Source organism: Staphylococcus nepalensis (genome assembly GCF_014635045.1).
Lineage (GTDB): Bacteria > Bacillota > Bacilli > Staphylococcales > Staphylococcaceae > Staphylococcus > Staphylococcus nepalensis.
The window spans coordinates 562,753-579,451 of record NZ_BMCF01000001.1 but is presented as its reverse complement, the minus strand read 5'-3'; the positions used below and the strand labels follow the sequence as shown (position 1 = coordinate 579,451).

16 protein-coding genes are annotated in these 16,699 nt (G+C 34.8%); 9 read left to right on the top strand and 7 right to left on the bottom strand.

Annotation, left to right across the window (positions count from 1 at the left end; genetic code table 11):
- The first annotated feature begins 15 nt into the window (after nt 1–15).
- Nucleotides 16–1,404 carry a D-xylose transporter XylE gene (gene xylE / locus IEU88_RS02695; protein ID WP_096808225.1) on the top strand — a complete coding sequence of 463 codons (1,389 nt, stop codon included), beginning with the start codon at nt 16–18 and terminating at the stop codon, nt 1,402–1,404.
- A gap of 161 nt (nt 1,405–1,565) precedes the next feature.
- On the opposite strand, the gene IEU88_RS02690 is transcribed toward xylE, so the two are convergent.
- Nucleotides 1,566–2,795, bottom strand: coding sequence for an NADH-dependent flavin oxidoreductase (locus IEU88_RS02690; RefSeq protein ID WP_103372948.1), 1,230 nt, complete (start codon nt 2,793–2,795; stop codon nt 1,566–1,568).
- A 261-nt stretch (nt 2,796–3,056) separates the two neighbouring features.
- Between IEU88_RS02690 and IEU88_RS02685 the strand changes: the two genes are divergently transcribed.
- From IEU88_RS02685 to IEU88_RS02650, 8 genes are all read left to right on the top strand, one after another.
- Entirely contained in the window at nt 3,057–4,061 is a 1,005-nt protein-coding gene (locus tag IEU88_RS02685; protein ID WP_103372949.1) for an LLM class flavin-dependent oxidoreductase, read from the top strand.
- Nucleotides 4,062–4,086: 25 nt separating this feature from the next.
- A complete protein-coding gene (locus IEU88_RS02680; protein WP_096808228.1) occupies nt 4,087–4,419 on the top strand; it encodes a glycine cleavage system H family protein in 333 nt (110 codons plus the stop codon).
- Between the two features lie 3 nt (nt 4,420–4,422).
- A complete protein-coding gene (locus IEU88_RS02675) occupies nt 4,423–5,208 on the top strand; it encodes a protein-ADP-ribose hydrolase (protein WP_096808229.1) in 786 nt (261 codons plus the stop codon).
- Nucleotides 5,201–6,085 carry an SIR2 family NAD-dependent protein deacylase gene (locus tag IEU88_RS02670; RefSeq protein WP_096823742.1) on the top strand — a complete coding sequence of 295 codons (885 nt, stop codon included), beginning with the start codon at nt 5,201–5,203 and terminating at the stop codon, nt 6,083–6,085. The genes IEU88_RS02675 and IEU88_RS02670 overlap by 8 nt, the downstream gene beginning before the upstream one ends.
- A 9-nt stretch (nt 6,086–6,094) precedes the next feature.
- The gene (gene lplA / locus IEU88_RS02665; protein WP_096808231.1) at nt 6,095–7,117 is read left to right on the top strand and encodes a lipoate--protein ligase; all 1,023 of its coding nucleotides are present in this window, start codon (nt 6,095–6,097) and stop codon (nt 7,115–7,117) included.
- 159 nt (nt 7,118–7,276) lie between these two features.
- On the top strand, nt 7,277–7,477 hold the full coding sequence (locus IEU88_RS02660) for a hypothetical protein (RefSeq protein WP_096823743.1): 201 nt from the start codon (nt 7,277–7,279) through the stop codon (nt 7,475–7,477).
- 198 nt (nt 7,478–7,675) lie between these two features.
- A complete protein-coding gene (locus tag IEU88_RS02655; RefSeq protein WP_103372950.1) occupies nt 7,676–8,665 on the top strand; it encodes a Gfo/Idh/MocA family protein in 990 nt (329 codons plus the stop codon).
- A gap of 218 nt (nt 8,666–8,883) precedes the next feature.
- Nucleotides 8,884–10,107: a putative glycoside hydrolase gene (locus IEU88_RS02650; protein WP_103372951.1), complete on the top strand. Its 1,224-nt coding sequence runs from the start codon at nt 8,884–8,886 to the stop codon at nt 10,105–10,107.
- A 116-nt stretch (nt 10,108–10,223) separates the two neighbouring features.
- Here the strand turns inward: IEU88_RS02650 and larC are convergent, their stop codons facing one another.
- The 6 genes from larC to IEU88_RS02620 are packed head-to-tail and all read right to left on the bottom strand — an operon-like array spanning nt 10,224 to nt 16,636.
- A complete protein-coding gene (gene larC, locus IEU88_RS02645) occupies nt 10,224–11,399 on the bottom strand; it encodes a nickel pincer cofactor biosynthesis protein LarC (protein ID WP_103372952.1) in 1,176 nt (391 codons plus the stop codon).
- 6 nt (nt 11,400–11,405) lie between these two features.
- On the bottom strand, nt 11,406–12,176 hold the full coding sequence (gene larB, locus IEU88_RS02640; protein ID WP_103372953.1) for a nickel pincer cofactor biosynthesis protein LarB: 771 nt from the start codon (nt 12,174–12,176) through the stop codon (nt 11,406–11,408).
- A 26-nt stretch (nt 12,177–12,202) separates the two neighbouring features.
- Entirely contained in the window at nt 12,203–13,018 is an 816-nt protein-coding gene (gene larE, locus IEU88_RS02635) for an ATP-dependent sacrificial sulfur transferase LarE (protein ID WP_170006872.1), read from the bottom strand.
- A 43-nt stretch (nt 13,019–13,061) separates the two neighbouring features.
- Nucleotides 13,062–14,324, bottom strand: a complete 1,263-nt coding sequence (gene larA / locus IEU88_RS02630) for a nickel-dependent lactate racemase (protein ID WP_096808238.1) — start codon at nt 14,322–14,324, stop codon at nt 13,062–13,064.
- Nucleotides 14,325–14,326: 2 nt separating this feature from the next.
- A complete protein-coding gene (locus IEU88_RS02625; RefSeq protein WP_103372955.1) occupies nt 14,327–15,484 on the bottom strand; it encodes a 2-keto-3-deoxygluconate permease in 1,158 nt (385 codons plus the stop codon).
- Between the two features lie 21 nt (nt 15,485–15,505).
- Nucleotides 15,506–16,636, bottom strand: a complete 1,131-nt coding sequence (locus IEU88_RS02620; protein ID WP_103372956.1) for a glycerate kinase — start codon at nt 16,634–16,636, stop codon at nt 15,506–15,508.
- Nucleotides 16,637–16,699 lie beyond the last annotated feature (63 nt).

Genomic DNA, 16,699 nt, shown 5'->3' with positions numbered 1-16,699 from the left:
TAAGGGGATGGGCAAATGTCATCTTATAATAATAAAAAATTCATCGTAACGATTGCATTGATTGCGACTCTAGGTGGGCTGTTGTTCGGTTATGATACAGCTGTTATTTCAGGCGCTGAACAGTCTTTACAACGTTATTTAACAGCTGATTATGGTAGTTTTATTCATGGTTTGACTGTTTCAAGTGCCTTGATAGGTTGTGTGATTGGCGGGTTATTATCATCCAACTTTTCAAGTAGGCTAGGTAGAAAGAAATCATTACAAATAGCTGCAATATTATTTATTATTTCAGCCATATTATCTGGGTATCCAGAATTTCTATTCTTTGAGCAAGGCAATGCTAGTTTAGGTTTATTATTAATGTTTAATTTTTACCGGATTATAGGCGGTATAGGTGTTGGGTTAGCTTCCGCAATTTCTCCTATGTATATAAGTGAAATTTCTCCATCATCAATAAGAGGAACACTTGTTTCTTGGAACCAATTTGCGATTATTTTCGGTATGTTGGTCGTTTATTTTGTGAACTATGGTATTACATTTGGAGAAACATCCCATTGGATAGACGCTATTGGTTGGCGCTATATGTTTATAACAGAAGCTATTCCAGCAGCGTTATTTTTTATATTATTGTTTATGGTGCCAGAGACACCAAGATATTTAACTTTAATTAATAAAAATGAAGCGGCGTTTGAAGTGCTAAATAAGATATACAATTCTAAACAGCATGCGCAAAATGTATTGAATGATATTTTATCTACTAAGCGCAAAGGTAATGATGTAAAAGCGCCATTATTTAGCTTTGGCAAAACGGTCATCATTTGTGGAATCGTGTTATCAATTTTTCAACAATTTATTGGTATCAATGTGGCCCTATATTACGCACCAAGAATTTTTGAAAATTTAGGGGCAGGCGGTAACGCTTCTATGATACAAACAGTAGTCATGGGATTGGTTAATGTTATATTTACCGTAATTGCGATTTTATATGTAGATAAATTTGGACGTAAACCGTTATTGATTATTGGCTCAACAGGTATGGCTATAGGTATGATTGGAATGAGTGTGCTGACAGCCAACGGTACATTTGGTGTGATTACATTAGTATTTATGGTGATTTATACTGCATCATTTATGATGAGTTGGGGACCTATCATTTGGGTATTGTTATCAGAAATATTTCCTAATAGAATTAGAAGTGCTGCTATGGCCATTGCAGTTGCAGTACAATGGTTAGCCAACTTTACAATCACTTCTACATATCCATTTATGATGGATATCAGTGGGACAATGACATATAGTTTTTACGCATTAATGAGTATTTTATCCGGTCTCTTTATTTGGAAATTTATCCCCGAAACGAAGGGTAAAACATTAGAAGAAATAGAATCGATTTGGCAAAAATAAATGTAAGGATAGCGAACTAGAAGACCCTGAGACAGTCATTTGTAATCTCAGGGTCTTCTATAATTTTTACAACCATTTACTAAATGAATATAGGTTGTTAAATAAGGTTTTAAACGCTGTTTATCTATATTGGCGTTGATATCATAATATCAAAAAGAGGTCTATTTCTCATCTTCTGTTTCCACTTCTTGATAATTCACTGCATCGTAATTTGTTTCCAGTTTGCGCAACTCATCGCGTGTTTCTTTTTTTAAACCTTCACCATAATCCATCATTTTTACAATATCTTTAAACGCTGCATAGGGGATGGCTAATTCATCTATGTCATCTAAAGTGACATGCAAATCAATGTCTTCTGGTCTATGATCTTTTAATTTTGTAACAAAGTCCGGTTCTGTGACAAAAGGTGAAGACATACCAACCATATCTGCATTTTGTAGAGCGTCTAATGCACTTTCAGGAGAATTAATCCCACCGCTAGCAATAAGAGGGACACGTCCATTAATATATTTATAAACGACTGCATTAACATACTTACCTTTATGCTTACCCTCTGAACGCACTTTGTTTTGGTAAATTTGGCGACCCCAACTGGCAATTGCTAAGTATTGAATATCGGCAGTTTTTAACACCCAGTCTAAATGACGATTAAATTCACTAACAGTATAACCTACCTCACTACCACGCGTTTCTTCTGGTGTCGCACGGTAACCTAAGATAAACTGAGGTGGTGCTTCTCGATCAATAACAGCTTGAACCGCTTTTAATATCTCCAATTCAAAACGGGATCTATTCTCTAAAGTTTGACTGCCATAGGTATCAGTTCTTAAATTAGAAAAAGTGGAGAAAAAGGTTTGTATTAATAAACGTTGTGCAGCTGAAATTTCAACGCCATCAAATCCTGCTTTAATCGCTCGAGAAGTCGCATCGGCATATTGTTGTATTACTGATTTAATTTTGTCTTTAGACATAGATAATACTTCATGTTTGATTGGTGTGTTTAACGTCATAGCGCTTGGACCATAGACTTGCCCAAAATTTAAAATGGCTTGGTTTGAAAAACGACCAGCATGCGTAAGTTGTAGTATAGCTTTATTGCCACTTTGTTTCATCGCATTAGCTAATGTGGTTAACCCTGGAATACAACGATCATCAGTAATACTAAATCCATATTCAAATAATTGTCCGTAGGGTTCAATGTAGGCAGCTCCAGTAACTTGAAGTGGCGCAGAATGTGCGCGACGGCGCGCATACTTAATATCTTGTTCTGTAATATGGCCATCTTGTGTGGAAGAATTGGTCGTCATTGGAGATAAAACAAAACGGTTATTTAAAATAACCCCGTTCGGTAATGTTAATGGTTCAAATAATGCATCATAATTAGTGTTCATAACTAAAACCTCTATCTTCGTTGTAATAATTAATTTTAAAGTAACACTTAATGAGATTAGGGTCAAAATAATTAAAAAAGTAGAGAATTTTTCAAGCAAAATCTAACAAAAATTCTCTATATGGGTTATCCTATTAGATGAGGATAATGTATTGGATTTATCTTAACTGAAAGTGGTTAGATACTCAAATATACTTACTTAAAGAATGAACGTTAACAAAGCGTATCGTATGATGTATGATTAGTGGAGGTGGTATTTCAAGTGGTCCAATTTAATGTGTTAGATTACGCTATCATTGATGAAGGCAAAACTGCTGAAGATGCCTTACAAGATACTATTCGCTTAGCACAGTTAGCTGACAAACTCGGTTATAAGCGTTTTTGGATGACAGAACATCATAACGTTCCAGCATTTGCATGTAGTAGTCCAGAATTGTTAATGATGCAAATATTGAATAAAACACAAAAAATTCGTTTGGGTTCTGGTGGGGTCATGTTACCTCATTATAGTCCATATAAAGTAGCTGAGAATTTTCGTATGTTAGAAGCATTACATCCCGGCCGAGTTGATTTAGGGATAGGCAATAATGCAGGTACATCATATGTGAAAGAAGCTATGAACGAAACCAAAGCACGCTTTTTAGACTACGGGCAGTCTATTGAAGACGTCCGTCAGTATTTAACAGAACAGCAAACTAAACAACGACATGACCATGTTGTAGCGCAACCAAGCACAAGTACCATTCCTCAGATGTGGTTACTAAGCACGAGTGTGGCATCTGCTAAAAAAGCAGGTGCACAAGGCATGGGGTACACGTTAGGTACATTTTTGCTACCTAGCGCTAACGCTATAGATAGAGCGAAAGATAGCGTCGATATCTATCGTGATGCATTTCAACCCTCTTCATTGAATATGGATGCAACTGTGATGGTCACTGTTTTTATTGCTTTAGCTGATACAGAAGAAGAAGCTAAAGCTTTAGGTAAAAGCCTAGACATTTGGCTATTAGGTAAACAACAATTTGCTGAGTTTGAACACATGCCTACAATTGATACAGCAAACGCGTATCACCTAACAGAGCGGGATAAGCGCCAAATAACTCAAGGCCGTGCGCGTATGATTGTTGGTACCAAAGATACTGTAAAACTACGATTAGATAGTATGATACAAAAATTTGACGCTGATGAAGTGATGGTGGTGCCTTTAATACCAGGTATCGAAGCGCGTTGTCGAGCAATTGAATTACTTGCAGAAATATATTTATAATAATTTATGAAAGGAAGTTATGATTATGAAAAAATTAGCGAATTATTTATGGGTAGAAAAAGTAGGAGAGCAATATGTTTATAGTATGACACCAGAATTACAAGATGACATTGGTACAGTTGGTTATGTTGAATTTATGGGTAATGATGATATTGAAGTAGACGATGAAATTGTTAGTATCGAGGCTTCTAAAACAGTGCTAGACGTTCAATCTCCTTTAGCAGGCAAAATTGTAGAACGTAACACCAAAGCTGAAGACGAACCGACAATTTTAAATTCAGAAAAGCCAGAAGAAAATTGGTTAATTAAATTAGAAAATGTTGACGAAGCAGCATTTAATGCACTTCCAGAGGCATAATATATGCAACAACAAGAACGTTTATCGTATTTAATTGAATACTTATGGCGTGAAGCTTATGGTGAAGCTACATTAGACCTGCCAGAGAGTGACACAGCCCAATGGGAAATGTATAGGGGACTTGCAAATATAAGACCGCCTCAACCTATCTCTGAGATGTATTTAAATGTTCAAGATGCGTTTTTACAAACGTATAATAATCATTTTATGACTACTATGGACACATTATCGCCATCTATAGGCGATGATGTGTTTTTATGGCAAGGTGATATTACCCAATTAAAAGTAGATGCTATCGTGAATGCAGCTAATAGTCGGTTATTAGGCTGTTTTGAGCCTAATCACAATTGTATTGATAACATTATCCATACAAAAGCAGGTGTACAGTTACGTTTAGCGTGTCATGAACTTATGGAACAACAAGGTAAAAAAGAAGGTATAGGCAAAGCTAAAATAACTTCAGGATATAATCTCCCTGCTCAACATGTTATTCATACAGTAGGGCCACAAATCCATAAATTACCAGTCTCAAACATGAATAAGGATTTGTTGGCACGTTCTTACCGTAGTTGTTTAGAAATTGCAGAACAACATCATTTAGATAGTATTGCGTTTTGTTGCATCTCTACAGGGGTGTTTGGCTTTCCGCAAGTAGAAGCGGCAAAGATTGCTATTGATACTGTATTGGCATATAAAAAAGAGCATAACATCGATATGAATATTATTTTTAATGTGTATACTGATACAGATGCTCAATTATACAAGGAGGAACTAAAACGTTATGACTGAATCAACATGGCGTGCCATATCAACCAATCATAATAGTCAATCTGATGTTTTAGCAGAAGCTATCAATGAAGCAGATGCAGTGGTTGTTGGTATCGGCGCAGGTATGTCGGCATCAGATGGTTTTACTTATATTGGCAAAAGATTTACTCAAAATTTTCCAGACTTTATAGAAAAGTACGGTTTTTTTGATATGTTACAAGCAAGCCTCCATACATTTGAAAGTTGGCAAGAATATTGGGCCTTTCAAAGTCGGTTCGTTGCATTGAATTACTTAGACCAACCAGTAGGTGCTTCGTATATCGCATTAAAAGAAATACTAAAAGACAAAGCACATCATATTATTACAACAAATGCAGATAATGCATTTGCAGTAGCTAATTATGATTTAAATAAGGTGTTTCATATTCAAGGAGAATATATTCTTTGGCAATGTAGCCAACATTGTCACGCAGAAACGTATAGAGATGATGCAGCTATCCGTCAAATGGTTAAAGCACAATCTAATATGGAAGTACCACGCGAACTTATGCCGCATTGTCCAAAGTGTGATGCACCAATGGAAATAAATAAGCGAAAAGCACAAGTAGGGATGGTTGAAGATGCAGATTTTGAAGCACAACTCAAGCGTTATAATCAATTCCTCGAAAACCATAAAGAAGGCAAAGTGTTATATTTAGAAATCGGTATTGGGTACACAACACCGCAATTTGTGAAACATCCATTTCAGCGAATGACACGCCATAATCCCGATGCGCTATTTATGACGTTGAATAAAAAAGCGTATCGTATACCGCAAAACATACGTGAAAGAACAGTACATTTAACTGATGATATTTCGACATTAATTACAGAAGCAAATAATAAATTAACTAAGTAGGAGAAAGTTATGTATTTAATTGAACCAATTCGAAATGGCGAATATATTACGGATGGCGCTGTTAGTACAGCAATGCAGGTCTATGTTAGTCAAAATATATTTTTAGACGATGATATTTTATTGCCTTATTACTGCGACCCCAAAGTAGAGATAGGTCGTTTTCAGAATACAGCAGTAGAAATTAATCAAGATTATGTAGATGCGCATGACATACAAGTTATGCGTCGAGAGACAGGTGGCGGTGCGGTTTATGTAGATCGCGGTGCGGTAAATATGTGTTGTCTATTACAAAATGATAATTCGATTTACGGCGATTTCCAAAAATTCTATGAGCCAGCAATTAATGCACTACATCATCTTGGAGCTACTGAAGTCGTCCAAAGTGGGCGTAATGATTTAGAAATTAATGGCAAGAAAGTTTCGGGAGCTGCGATGACCTTAATACAAGGCCGTATCTATGGAGGCTATTCTCTCTTATTAGATGTCGATTATGAACCTATGGTCAAAGTATTAAAGCCCAACCGTAAAAAAATTGAATCAAAAGGTATTAAATCCGTAAGATCAAGAGTTGGAAATATACGAGATTACTTGGCGGCAGCATATCAAGATGTTACCATACACGAATTTAAAGATTTGATGGTTGAACAATTATTAGAATTAGACGATATCAATAATGCTAAACGTTATGAATTAACAGAAAAAGATTGGCAAGCTATTGATGAAATGGTCGCTTCAAAATATAAAAACTGGGAATGGAATTACGGGCGTTCCCCACGTTATGAATATAATAGAGATGCAAAATTAGCAGCCGGCACAGTTGATATTACACTTTCAGTTGAAAAAGGCCGCATTGCTGCATGCCGTATTTATGGTGATTTCTTTGGTCAAGGTAATATTAAAGAAGTAGAGCAACAACTCATTGGTGTACGAGTCATTAAAGCAGATTTACTCGAGGCTTTAAGTGCAATCGATGTTGCTTACTATTTTGGTAAAACTTCTGCTGAAGAACTTGTAGATTTGATATTAAGTTAAAATATTAAGCGATGTTGAAGTGGGCATGACATTTTTTTGAATAAATAGATTACATCCTGCTTTTTATTAAACTAAAAATTTGAGCAGTGACTGATTTAGAAATTGTTTTATGGGTAAACAAATATTAAGCTATTATTTATTGCTTAAGGAGGTTTAATATTGGATAAACAACAAGTTATAGAGGCTTTAAATAAACATGGTCGAATTATTATTGAAACAATAGAGCATGACCGTATAAAGGTGAGCAAGGTTGAAGATAACGACGATAAACAATATATACACGTATTAGAGCCTAAAGAACAAACTATAGAGGTTGCTAAAATAACTGACGTTCAAGAAAATAATTTTAACCAGTTATAAATCTTCTGAGCAGAGAGATTAAGAAGTGTCCCTAGAATGGGATGCTTTTTTATTTAATTTTTATAAAAAATTGAGAAATGTTATAAGTGATGCACGAACTTTAATTATATAAACTATTAATATAAAATAGAGAAATATCAGTCATTATTTAGACACATATGATATAACAATTAAAATGACAATGAAAAGAGGATGGTTATGAACATTGGTATAGTTGGAGCAGGTAAAATTGTCAAAGAAGCACTGCCAGTTATGTCAGAAATACCCGAAATAAAAATAAAAAGTATAGTTACAACTGGTCGTAACCCGGGTAATGTCGCTCAATTAAAAAAACGATTTGAAATAAAGTCTGTTTTTGAAGACTATCAAGCATTTTTAAAAGATGAAAGTATAGATACGATTTATTTAGCTGTACCGAATCACCTTCATTTTGATTATGCGCGTAAAGCGATAGTAGAAGGTAAACATGTAATTTGTGAAAAACCATTTACATTAACTAAATCAGAGTTAATCGCTTTAAAAGATTTAGCGGCAGAGCGTGGCGTGATTATCATTGAGGCAATTACGAATTTATATTTAAGTAATTATGACGTGTTAAAACAATCTATCTCAGAAATTGGGAATTGTAAGATTGCTCAATTTAACTATTCACAGTACTCTTCAAGATATGATGATTTTAAAAAAGGTATGATTCAGCCTGCATTTGACCCAAAACAAGGTGGGGGCGCATTAATGGATATCAATGTTTATAATATTCACTTAGCATTGGCTTTATTTGGTGAGCCCAGTAAAGTAGCATATTATGCAAATGTAGAAAATAATATTGATACATCCGGAATTTTACAACTAGATTATGATGGCATGAAAGTTGTCTGTATCGGAGCTAAAGATTCTAATTCAGATAATCAATCTTATATCCAAGGAGATCAAGCAACTATCCATATTAAAGGACCAACGAATGAATTAAAGGCATTTGAGCTAAAATACCATACGGGCGGCACACAGTATTATCAAGTCAATCTACATAACCACCGGATGTATGAGGAATTTGTGAAAATTGAGCAAGTTATCCGTAATCAAAATACTGAATTTGCTTTAAAACAATTAGAACATAGTATTTGCGTGGTAGATGTTTTAGAGAAGGCGTTATCAAGCGCTAACATTAATATAGGTCCATCTATTAAGTGAAATTTAAAAAATCAGTATATAAATAGCTGAGCAAGGCAATGAATTCTTTTAAAAAATTGAATTTTTGTCTTGCTCTTTTTTATGGTTCCCCCTCGTGACACACAATAGTAATTCGCCTTGCTTAAAATATTAAAATAATATATCGTAGGTAGTGTGAAATATAATAATATTAAAAAATCTTTTTTTAGTAAAATATTTGGGGATGAGGTTGTAAGTCGATGCGCGTATGGAAATTCCTAACAATTATATTGGCAATGGCACTAGTAATGTCTGCTTGTAACAATGATAATGATTCGAACAATGAGAAAAATAGCAGTAAAGATAAGAAAACAAGCCAATCAAGCAAAGATACATATAGTAAAATCGATTATCCGAAAGATGGTGTAAAAGGCATTTATGTTGCGCCAGGCGCAACAAGTAATGAACAATTTGATGAACTGGTTAAATTCATAAACGATACGGAATTGAATGCGATGGTTATCGATGTCAAAGATGACGAAGGTAATATTACGATGGATTTGAAAAGCGATAATAAATTAATTCGTAGTAATACCTTAGACCGAATAGATGCCAAAAAAATCATCAAAGAAATGGAAAAAAATGATATCTATCCAATTGCGCGTATTGTTACATTCAAAGATTCAAAACTATCAAATCAAAGACCTGACTGGTCATTTAAAACATCTGAAGGTAACGTATGGGAAAATGAAGGGGGAGACAGTTTCACAAATCCATTTAATGTTAATGTATGGGACTATAATCTAAATGTAGCAAAAGAAGCCGCCAAGGCAGGATTTAAAGAAATACAATTTGATTACGTCCGTTTTCCAGAAGGATTCGAAAATAAAGATCAATCATTACAATATTCGAGTGGTAAATACGAAGAGAGTGGATTGAATAAGGTTGAACAACGGGTAGATACGATTACAGAATTTTTAAAATCAGCACGTAAAGATTTGAAATCATATGATGTTCAAACGTCTGCAGATGTATTTGGGTACGCAGCTACAGTTAAAGAAACACCAGGTATTGGACAAAGCTTTCCCAAGATTGCTAAAAACGTCGATGTTATTTCATCAATGATTTATCCATCACATTGGAACCCTGGTGATTTTGGATTAGAAAATCCAGATACAGAACCATATAAAACTATAGATCGCTATTTAGATAAAGAAAAAGAAGCACTTAAAGGGATAGATAGCCAAAAAGTTAAATCTCGTCCATGGCTTCAAGATTTTACAGCTTCTTACTTAGGGGAGGGGCGTTATAAAGTGTATGATAAAGATGAGGTAACAGCACAAATCCAAGCGCTAAAAGATCATGGTATTGATGAATTTTTATTATGGGATACATCAGGTAATTATACAAAAGGTGCGGATTATAGCCCGGAAAAATATTCGAATCCAAATGCTAAACAGTCTGATCATAAAAAAGATAAATAATGATATTAAAAACCCCACTCAATGTATAATCTGTGCTCTAAAAGTTAAACTGAAAATGTAACTTTTAGAGTCTCAGTATAGTAATTGGTTCAGTGGGGTCTTTTTCTAATGAAATTTCAACCAATTTGTATGTGTTTTTGAATTTCTTGGTTGATATGGTCATATACTTGTACAAAAGGTGTGTTTGATTGAATAGCAGCGTTTCGTACATCTTCAAATTCGGGTTTTGCTTTAATGATTTTATCGTTTAACATAGCAGTTTTTACTAAAATAGCACCATAGCTAGTATGAACCGTTTCGAATTGTCTATGAAGCACTTTACGATTAACTGTATAACTTCTGACGCCTAGAGAAGTTGTGTTTTTAAGGACATAGTCTTCAAAAAATGACGCGTTTTCAATTTTGCTAATGATAGTAAGCTTTGTTGCGGGTCTACTTTTTTTCATAGTAATCGGAGTAAAGTAGGCATCTAACGCGCCATCTTCAAATACTTGTTCAAGAAAATAACTTAACATTTCTGCAGACATATCGTCTATTTGACATTCAATGACTTGTACTTGTGTTGGTGTGTTATCTTTTGTTTTAAATTGAATTGCCCTTAAGATATTTGGAAAGTCGAAATTTTTTGTTCCACAACCATAACCAATATGATCTATTGTGATAGAAGGTAAAGGGCCAATTTTAGACGCTAATGCTTTAATAAAAGCTGCGCCTGTTGGTGTGGTTAATTCACTACCAATATCGAACGAAGCAAGTGGGATACCTTTCAAAATTTCAGCAGTCGCCGGCGCCGGAACCGGATATAGTCCATGAGCGATGTTTACTTTACCGCCTCCCGTTGGTATAGGAGAAGCGTATATTTCATCAATATTTAAATTTTCTAAAGCAAGACATCCACCAATAATATCAATAATAGAATCCATAGCGCCAACTTCATGAAAATGGACATCTTCTACTGACATGCCATGAATTTTAGCTTCTGCTTGAGCAATGGTATTAAATATTTTTTGGCTACGCATTTTGACTCTATTTGGTAAATGGCTATTTTGTATTATTTTAAAAATATCAGAAGCAGTTCTATGATGATGCGCTTCATTAAATTCTATATTTAAGTATTTGGCTTGAATGCCTTTTTTATTCTGATTTGAAAATTGCATTTGAAACTCATTTAACGGTAAACGTTGTAAATGAGTTTCAATATAAGCGACGTCTGCGCCTAAATCTACAAGTGAAGATAAAAGCATATCACCAGCAATACCAGCGTGGCAGTCTAAATAAATTGCATTTGTCATATAAAATCACTCCATCTTTGAATGGTGTTCTAGCATATTGATAATCATGGCAGCGTTATACCCTCCACCAAAGCCATTGTCAATGTTAAGGACGCTTGTACCAGGCGCACAAGAATTAACCATAGAAAGTAGCGTCGTGACCCCGTCTAAATTAGCACCATATCCAATACTGGTTGGTACTGCGTACACAGGATGATCAACTAAACCAGCAACGACACTCGACAACGCACCCTCCATGCCGGCAACTACTACAGAAACATTGCAGGCGCGTATATCCTCAATATGGGCGAAAAGTCGATGTATACCTGAAACGCCAACATCGTAAAATCGTTTTACTGATATCCCCATCACTTCTGCTGTCACGGCGGCTTCTTCAGCAACAGGGAGATCAGAAGTACCAGCGCAAATAATGGCTGTTTGCCGTTCGGTTTTGTGTATATAATTTAAGCGTGTACACACAATATTTGCTGTTGCATGGTATTCTAACTGAGGATATTTTGTAATAATAGTATTCGCTTTTTCACTATTTATTCTAGTAATTAATACCGTTTCCTCGTGTAATAATAGTGAGTGACTAATCTTAATCAAATGTTTTTCAGTTTTGCCTTCCCCAAATATGACTTCGGGAAAACCTTGCCGTTTGCTTCGATGCAAATCAATCTTTGCAAAACCTAATTCATCATATTGATTTAATTCAGCTTTAGCATCAGAAACGGATAATTGATTTGTCTTTACAGCTTGCAGTAATGATTCAATGGAATCATAATGATCTGTCATAATTAAGCCACCTTTATGTTATTAAATCAGTCATGGGTATGCATAACTTCGTTCATACTACCTGTACGATAACCTTCTAAATCGATTGTTACATAATCAAATCCAAGTTCTTTAAGATATAGAGTAATTTGATTTCTGTGTTGGATAATGGTAGGAATATCAGTTTCATCAACTTCAATACGTGCTATATTATGATGATAACGTACTCTAACGTGATTTATATCCAAGCTAAGAATGTATTTTTCAGCTTCATTCACTTTGCTTACTTTACTAAAACTTAAAGGTTCTCCATAAGGAATACGAGAAGCTAAGCTGCAAAGTGCTGGTTTGTTCCAAACAGGAAGATCGTGTAATTTGCTCAATTCTCGTACTTCATCTTTATAAAGATCGGCTTCTTGTAAAACACTTCTCACCCCAAATTCAGTTCTTGCTTTAAGTCCAGGTCTGAAATCTGAAATGTCATCCATAATCATGCCATCTAGAACATAATGAAACGCATTATTTTTTCTTAATTCTTCAAGTTTTGCATACAATAAATATTTACTGTAATACCAACTGTCAGGTGTATTTTCAACAATGTGTGGTTCTTTTAATTCTGCAATTTCAGTTTCTATAATATGTGCATTTAGTATGTGTCCTAATTGTATAGCTTGATTAAATTCTTCATTTCTAAACAATTCAGATTTAACAATAACTGCTTTGACATTACTGCTGCCTAATACATCAATTGCTTTTTTTAAGACAAGGCTACTATCTACACCGCCCGAAAAAGCGACTATCACTTGCTTCATTTCTTTTAAGATATTTTCAAGTCTTTCTTCTTTATTTTGTATTTGAGTCATCATTTAAATTGCCTCCTTAATAATTACTTTTAAAACTTAAATATTACGATTCTACGTAAGGTATGGTTAGTGGGCCGAGTGGCATAACACCAATCGTCATATCTTTTCCATATTTTTCTTCTAAAGATTTTAATGTTTTTTCTACATTTGAAACTGGATGTAACATAGCATCTTTTGCTTGTTGGTCGGTTAATTTGGAGTATAAATAAACATGTGCAAAAGTTTGAATTACGGCTTGTTTTTGTACTTGCCATTGGTCTAACATAGCAAAGTTAGGGTCGTTGATCATTTCAACAAGTGCTTTAGGTGTGTCTGCCATTTTAAGTATTTCTGCATAATTACCATGATTTGGAAAACCATCACTACATTCAGATAACATGATGATACTGCCACCCTTTTTAACCACTTTATGAGCGGCACTCATGCCTTTGACTGTTTGATATAAGTTTTGATCTAGCGGGTAACCTGAATTAGAAGCGATGACCACATCAAAACGATGATCACATCTAAACATAGCGTGCTTTTTAGCATAGGCACATCCTTTATCATGTGCTTTATATAATTCACCAGCAAATACTTCTGTAATTTCCTTTTCTTTATTCAACGTGACATTTAACATAAAATCAGGTTTGCACATTGCGTTAATTTCTCTCGTCATATCTTGTACTGGATTATCTGTCATATTGCCCCATGTTGAGCGGATATCGCCAATCATTTTAGCATTGTGAAACGTCATAATTGTGTCTATGCCAGCAATACCAGGCATGATACCTTTTGGACCACCTGAAAAGCCGGCGAAAAAATGTGGTTCAATAAAGCCAGTCACAATTTTGAAATCAGAATCAACATAGTCTTTATTTAAATAAACATCACACCCGTATTTACTTTGGCCTACTTTTTTTAAAGTTTCTTTGTCATTACAATGGTTATGAACAATCCTAACATGATTAACAATATCCTCGCCGAGCATTTGTATTAATTCATCTCTAGTTTGGTCACGATGCGTACCAGTGCCATTAATAATAACAATATTTTCTAAAGGCACATGATCTAATGCTTCAATAATTAATGGTACGAGTACATGATTTGGAGTGGGGCGAGTGATATCGCTAATTACGATTGAAACCGTTTGGTTTGGTTGGACTAAATCACTCAGTGGTTCTGAATCAATAGGATGCTGCAATGCACTGCGTATCGCATCTATGTCGTTTTCAAGTGCAGGAATAGGGGTGGGTTCAATTAATACGCTATTGTCTGGTAATTCAACGTTAAGATTTGATTTGCCATATAATATTTCGGTTTTCAAATTTATTCATCCTCCTTATATGAAGCGCTTACATAAACGCGTGAACTGCGCTGTTCATTCGCATTAATAGATGATTTGTGAGTAAAATATTCATTTGTGCCATAAACACCTTTGTTTTTTTGATATTTATCTACCATAATAACAGCTATTGGACACAATATCGCTGTTGTTATGGCCGAAATTGAAATTTGTGCCGTAGCGAGTGGTGCTATTTTTTCTATCATGGCAAATTCATTTTGACTTAAATTGCCATTTGCTAAAGCAGTTGAAGCGGCTGCAACGACTGCTGCAGGTGTAGACACAGCATTACCCGCTGTAGAAGATTCAGAAATAGGGGCAATGACGCTTTTTTCTTTGAATAATTTAAAGGCAATGACGCCTGTAAATGCAGTACAAATAAAAGTTAATAATGCTAGTGTTAATCCGCCTGATAACACTGAAAAATTAAAGAATTCAGCTAAATTCATACCCGCGCCTAAAGAAAAAGCAAAAAAGGGAATAAGTATGGTTTCGCCTGGGCGTAAAAATTCTGAAATTTTAGGATCAAGATTTCCTAAAATCATTCCTATACTTAATGGTAACAAAACAGAAATAAATGAGATAATAGGAAATGTTGTACCAATAAACCCTAGTGAAATCAGCGTTAATAATGGACCGTCATTAATAGCAAGTATAGACAAACCGCCTACATCAGAACGATTGCCATATGTACTAGTTAAAGCAGCATACATCCCACTATTACTATTTGTCATTGCTGCAATAATGGCTATTGTAGATAATCCAAATAAACCATTCCAAGGGTCAAATAGCAAACCTAATAAAAGACCCACTGCTAGACCCGAAAAATATTTAGTTGTTGTTAATAGCATACCTTTTTTTAATGCTTTGCCGCCAATTTTTAAGTTCATTTGACTTCCTACACAAAAAATAAATAGAGCTATTAAGACAAGTGCGCTATCTTTAAATAATTCTTGTGAAAATCCACCAATTTGCAGCATTTCATAGTAGCCTTCTTCAGTTTTGGGGGCGCCTAAGGATTTTAACAAATTCATTATTGGCTTGAGATGCAATTGATCAATCGTATTGATAGAAGCCCCCAGTAATAATGGCACGACCATCAGCCCGCCAGGTATTTTTTCTATTGTATCCTTAATTCTCATAACAAACATCCCCTTAATATGTTAATGGTTATGGAAAAATGTACTTACAATATTCTTTGTTGTTTGTTTTATTAATTTTTCCGAATTTGAAAAGATTTCTGCTAATGACATAGGCCCATTACTTAAACTAAAAGCACTGATTACGCCAGTATTTTTTAAGTCTGTTATATCTATTTCTACAGCTCCCCCTATAAAAATAACAGGCACGTTATATTTTTGAGCACATTTTGCGATACCAATAGGTGCTTTTCCATAAAACGTTTGATAATCAATTTTTCCTTCCCCTGTAATAACTAGGTCAGCGCGCTTTACATATTTTTCAAATTGAATGTGTTCTATAACAACTTGAATACCATCTTTAAAATAACTAGGAAAAAATGCTTTGAATGCGCCCCCAAGACCACCTGCTGCACCAGCTCCTTTCAAGTCATGAAGTTTTATCCCAGTTGTATTTTCAACATGATTTGCCCAGTGATTAAGATTAAGGTCTAATTGCTTTATATCTTCTGGTGATGCACCTTTTTGTTTTCCAAAAATGAAAGATGCACCGTTTTGACCTACCAAAGGGTTTTGAACATCCGAAGCAATGATAAATTTACAATTAGCAATTCTAGAATCAAAATGTGTTAAATCAATATGATTTAAATTTTTTAATGCGCCACCGCCTAACGTTAATGAATGGTTTTGATTATCTGTTAATTCAGCGCCTAACGCTTGTAGCATACCTGCGCCCGCATCATTGGTTGCAGATCCACCTATAGCTAGGATAAATTTTTTATACCCTTTATTTAATGCATGTAGAATTAATTCGCCAGTTCCATATGTTGTCGTTACCAGTGGATTTAGTGCATCTTCACATAAATGTTTCAACCCGGAAGCTTCTGCCATCTCTATTACACAAGTATCGTTATTTATAACGCCGTATTGCGCAAGCACTTTTTCCCCTAAAGGTCCAGTAACATCAATCGAAGTAAGTACACCATTAGTTGCATTAATTAAGGCTTCTAATGTACCTTCGCCGCCATCTCCAACCGGTAAATCATGAATGATGGCTTTAGGAAATATGTCTAAAATACTTTCTTTCATATAGTTTGTTACTTCACTGGCTTTCATACTACCTTTAAATGAATCTGGTGCTAAAATAATTTCCATGATTATGTTGCTCCTTTTTAGAAAGCGTTTTCTATTACGTGTTCTTTTAGTGTATCGATTTCA

Excerpts from the sequence above, each read along its gene's own strand:
- xylE (WP_096808225.1), top strand. The coding sequence starts at position 16 with ATGTCATCTTATAATAATAAAAAATTCATCGTAACGATTGCATTGATT.
- IEU88_RS02690 (WP_103372948.1), bottom strand. The coding sequence starts at position 2,795 with ATGAACACTAATTATGATGCATTATTTGAACCATTAACATTACCGAAC.
- IEU88_RS02680 (WP_096808228.1), top strand. The coding sequence starts at position 4,087 with ATGAAAAAATTAGCGAATTATTTATGGGTAGAAAAAGTAGGAGAGCAA.
- IEU88_RS02675 (WP_096808229.1), top strand. The coding sequence starts at position 4,423 with ATGCAACAACAAGAACGTTTATCGTATTTAATTGAATACTTATGGCGT.
- IEU88_RS02670 (WP_096823742.1), top strand. The coding sequence starts at position 5,201 with ATGACTGAATCAACATGGCGTGCCATATCAACCAATCATAATAGTCAA.
- lplA (WP_096808231.1), top strand. The coding sequence starts at position 6,095 with ATGTATTTAATTGAACCAATTCGAAATGGCGAATATATTACGGATGGC.
- IEU88_RS02655 (WP_103372950.1), top strand. The coding sequence starts at position 7,676 with ATGAACATTGGTATAGTTGGAGCAGGTAAAATTGTCAAAGAAGCACTG.
- IEU88_RS02650 (WP_103372951.1), top strand. The coding sequence starts at position 8,884 with ATGCGCGTATGGAAATTCCTAACAATTATATTGGCAATGGCACTAGTA.
- larC (WP_103372952.1), bottom strand. The coding sequence starts at position 11,399 with ATGACAAATGCAATTTATTTAGACTGCCACGCTGGTATTGCTGGTGAT.
- larB (WP_103372953.1), bottom strand. The coding sequence starts at position 12,176 with ATGACAGATCATTATGATTCCATTGAATCATTACTGCAAGCTGTAAAG.
- larE (WP_170006872.1), bottom strand. The coding sequence starts at position 13,018 with ATGACTCAAATACAAAATAAAGAAGAAAGACTTGAAAATATCTTAAAA.
- IEU88_RS02625 (WP_103372955.1), bottom strand. The coding sequence starts at position 15,484 with ATGAGAATTAAGGATACAATAGAAAAAATACCTGGCGGGCTGATGGTC.
- IEU88_RS02620 (WP_103372956.1), bottom strand. The coding sequence starts at position 16,636 with ATGGAAATTATTTTAGCACCAGATTCATTTAAAGGTAGTATGAAAGCC.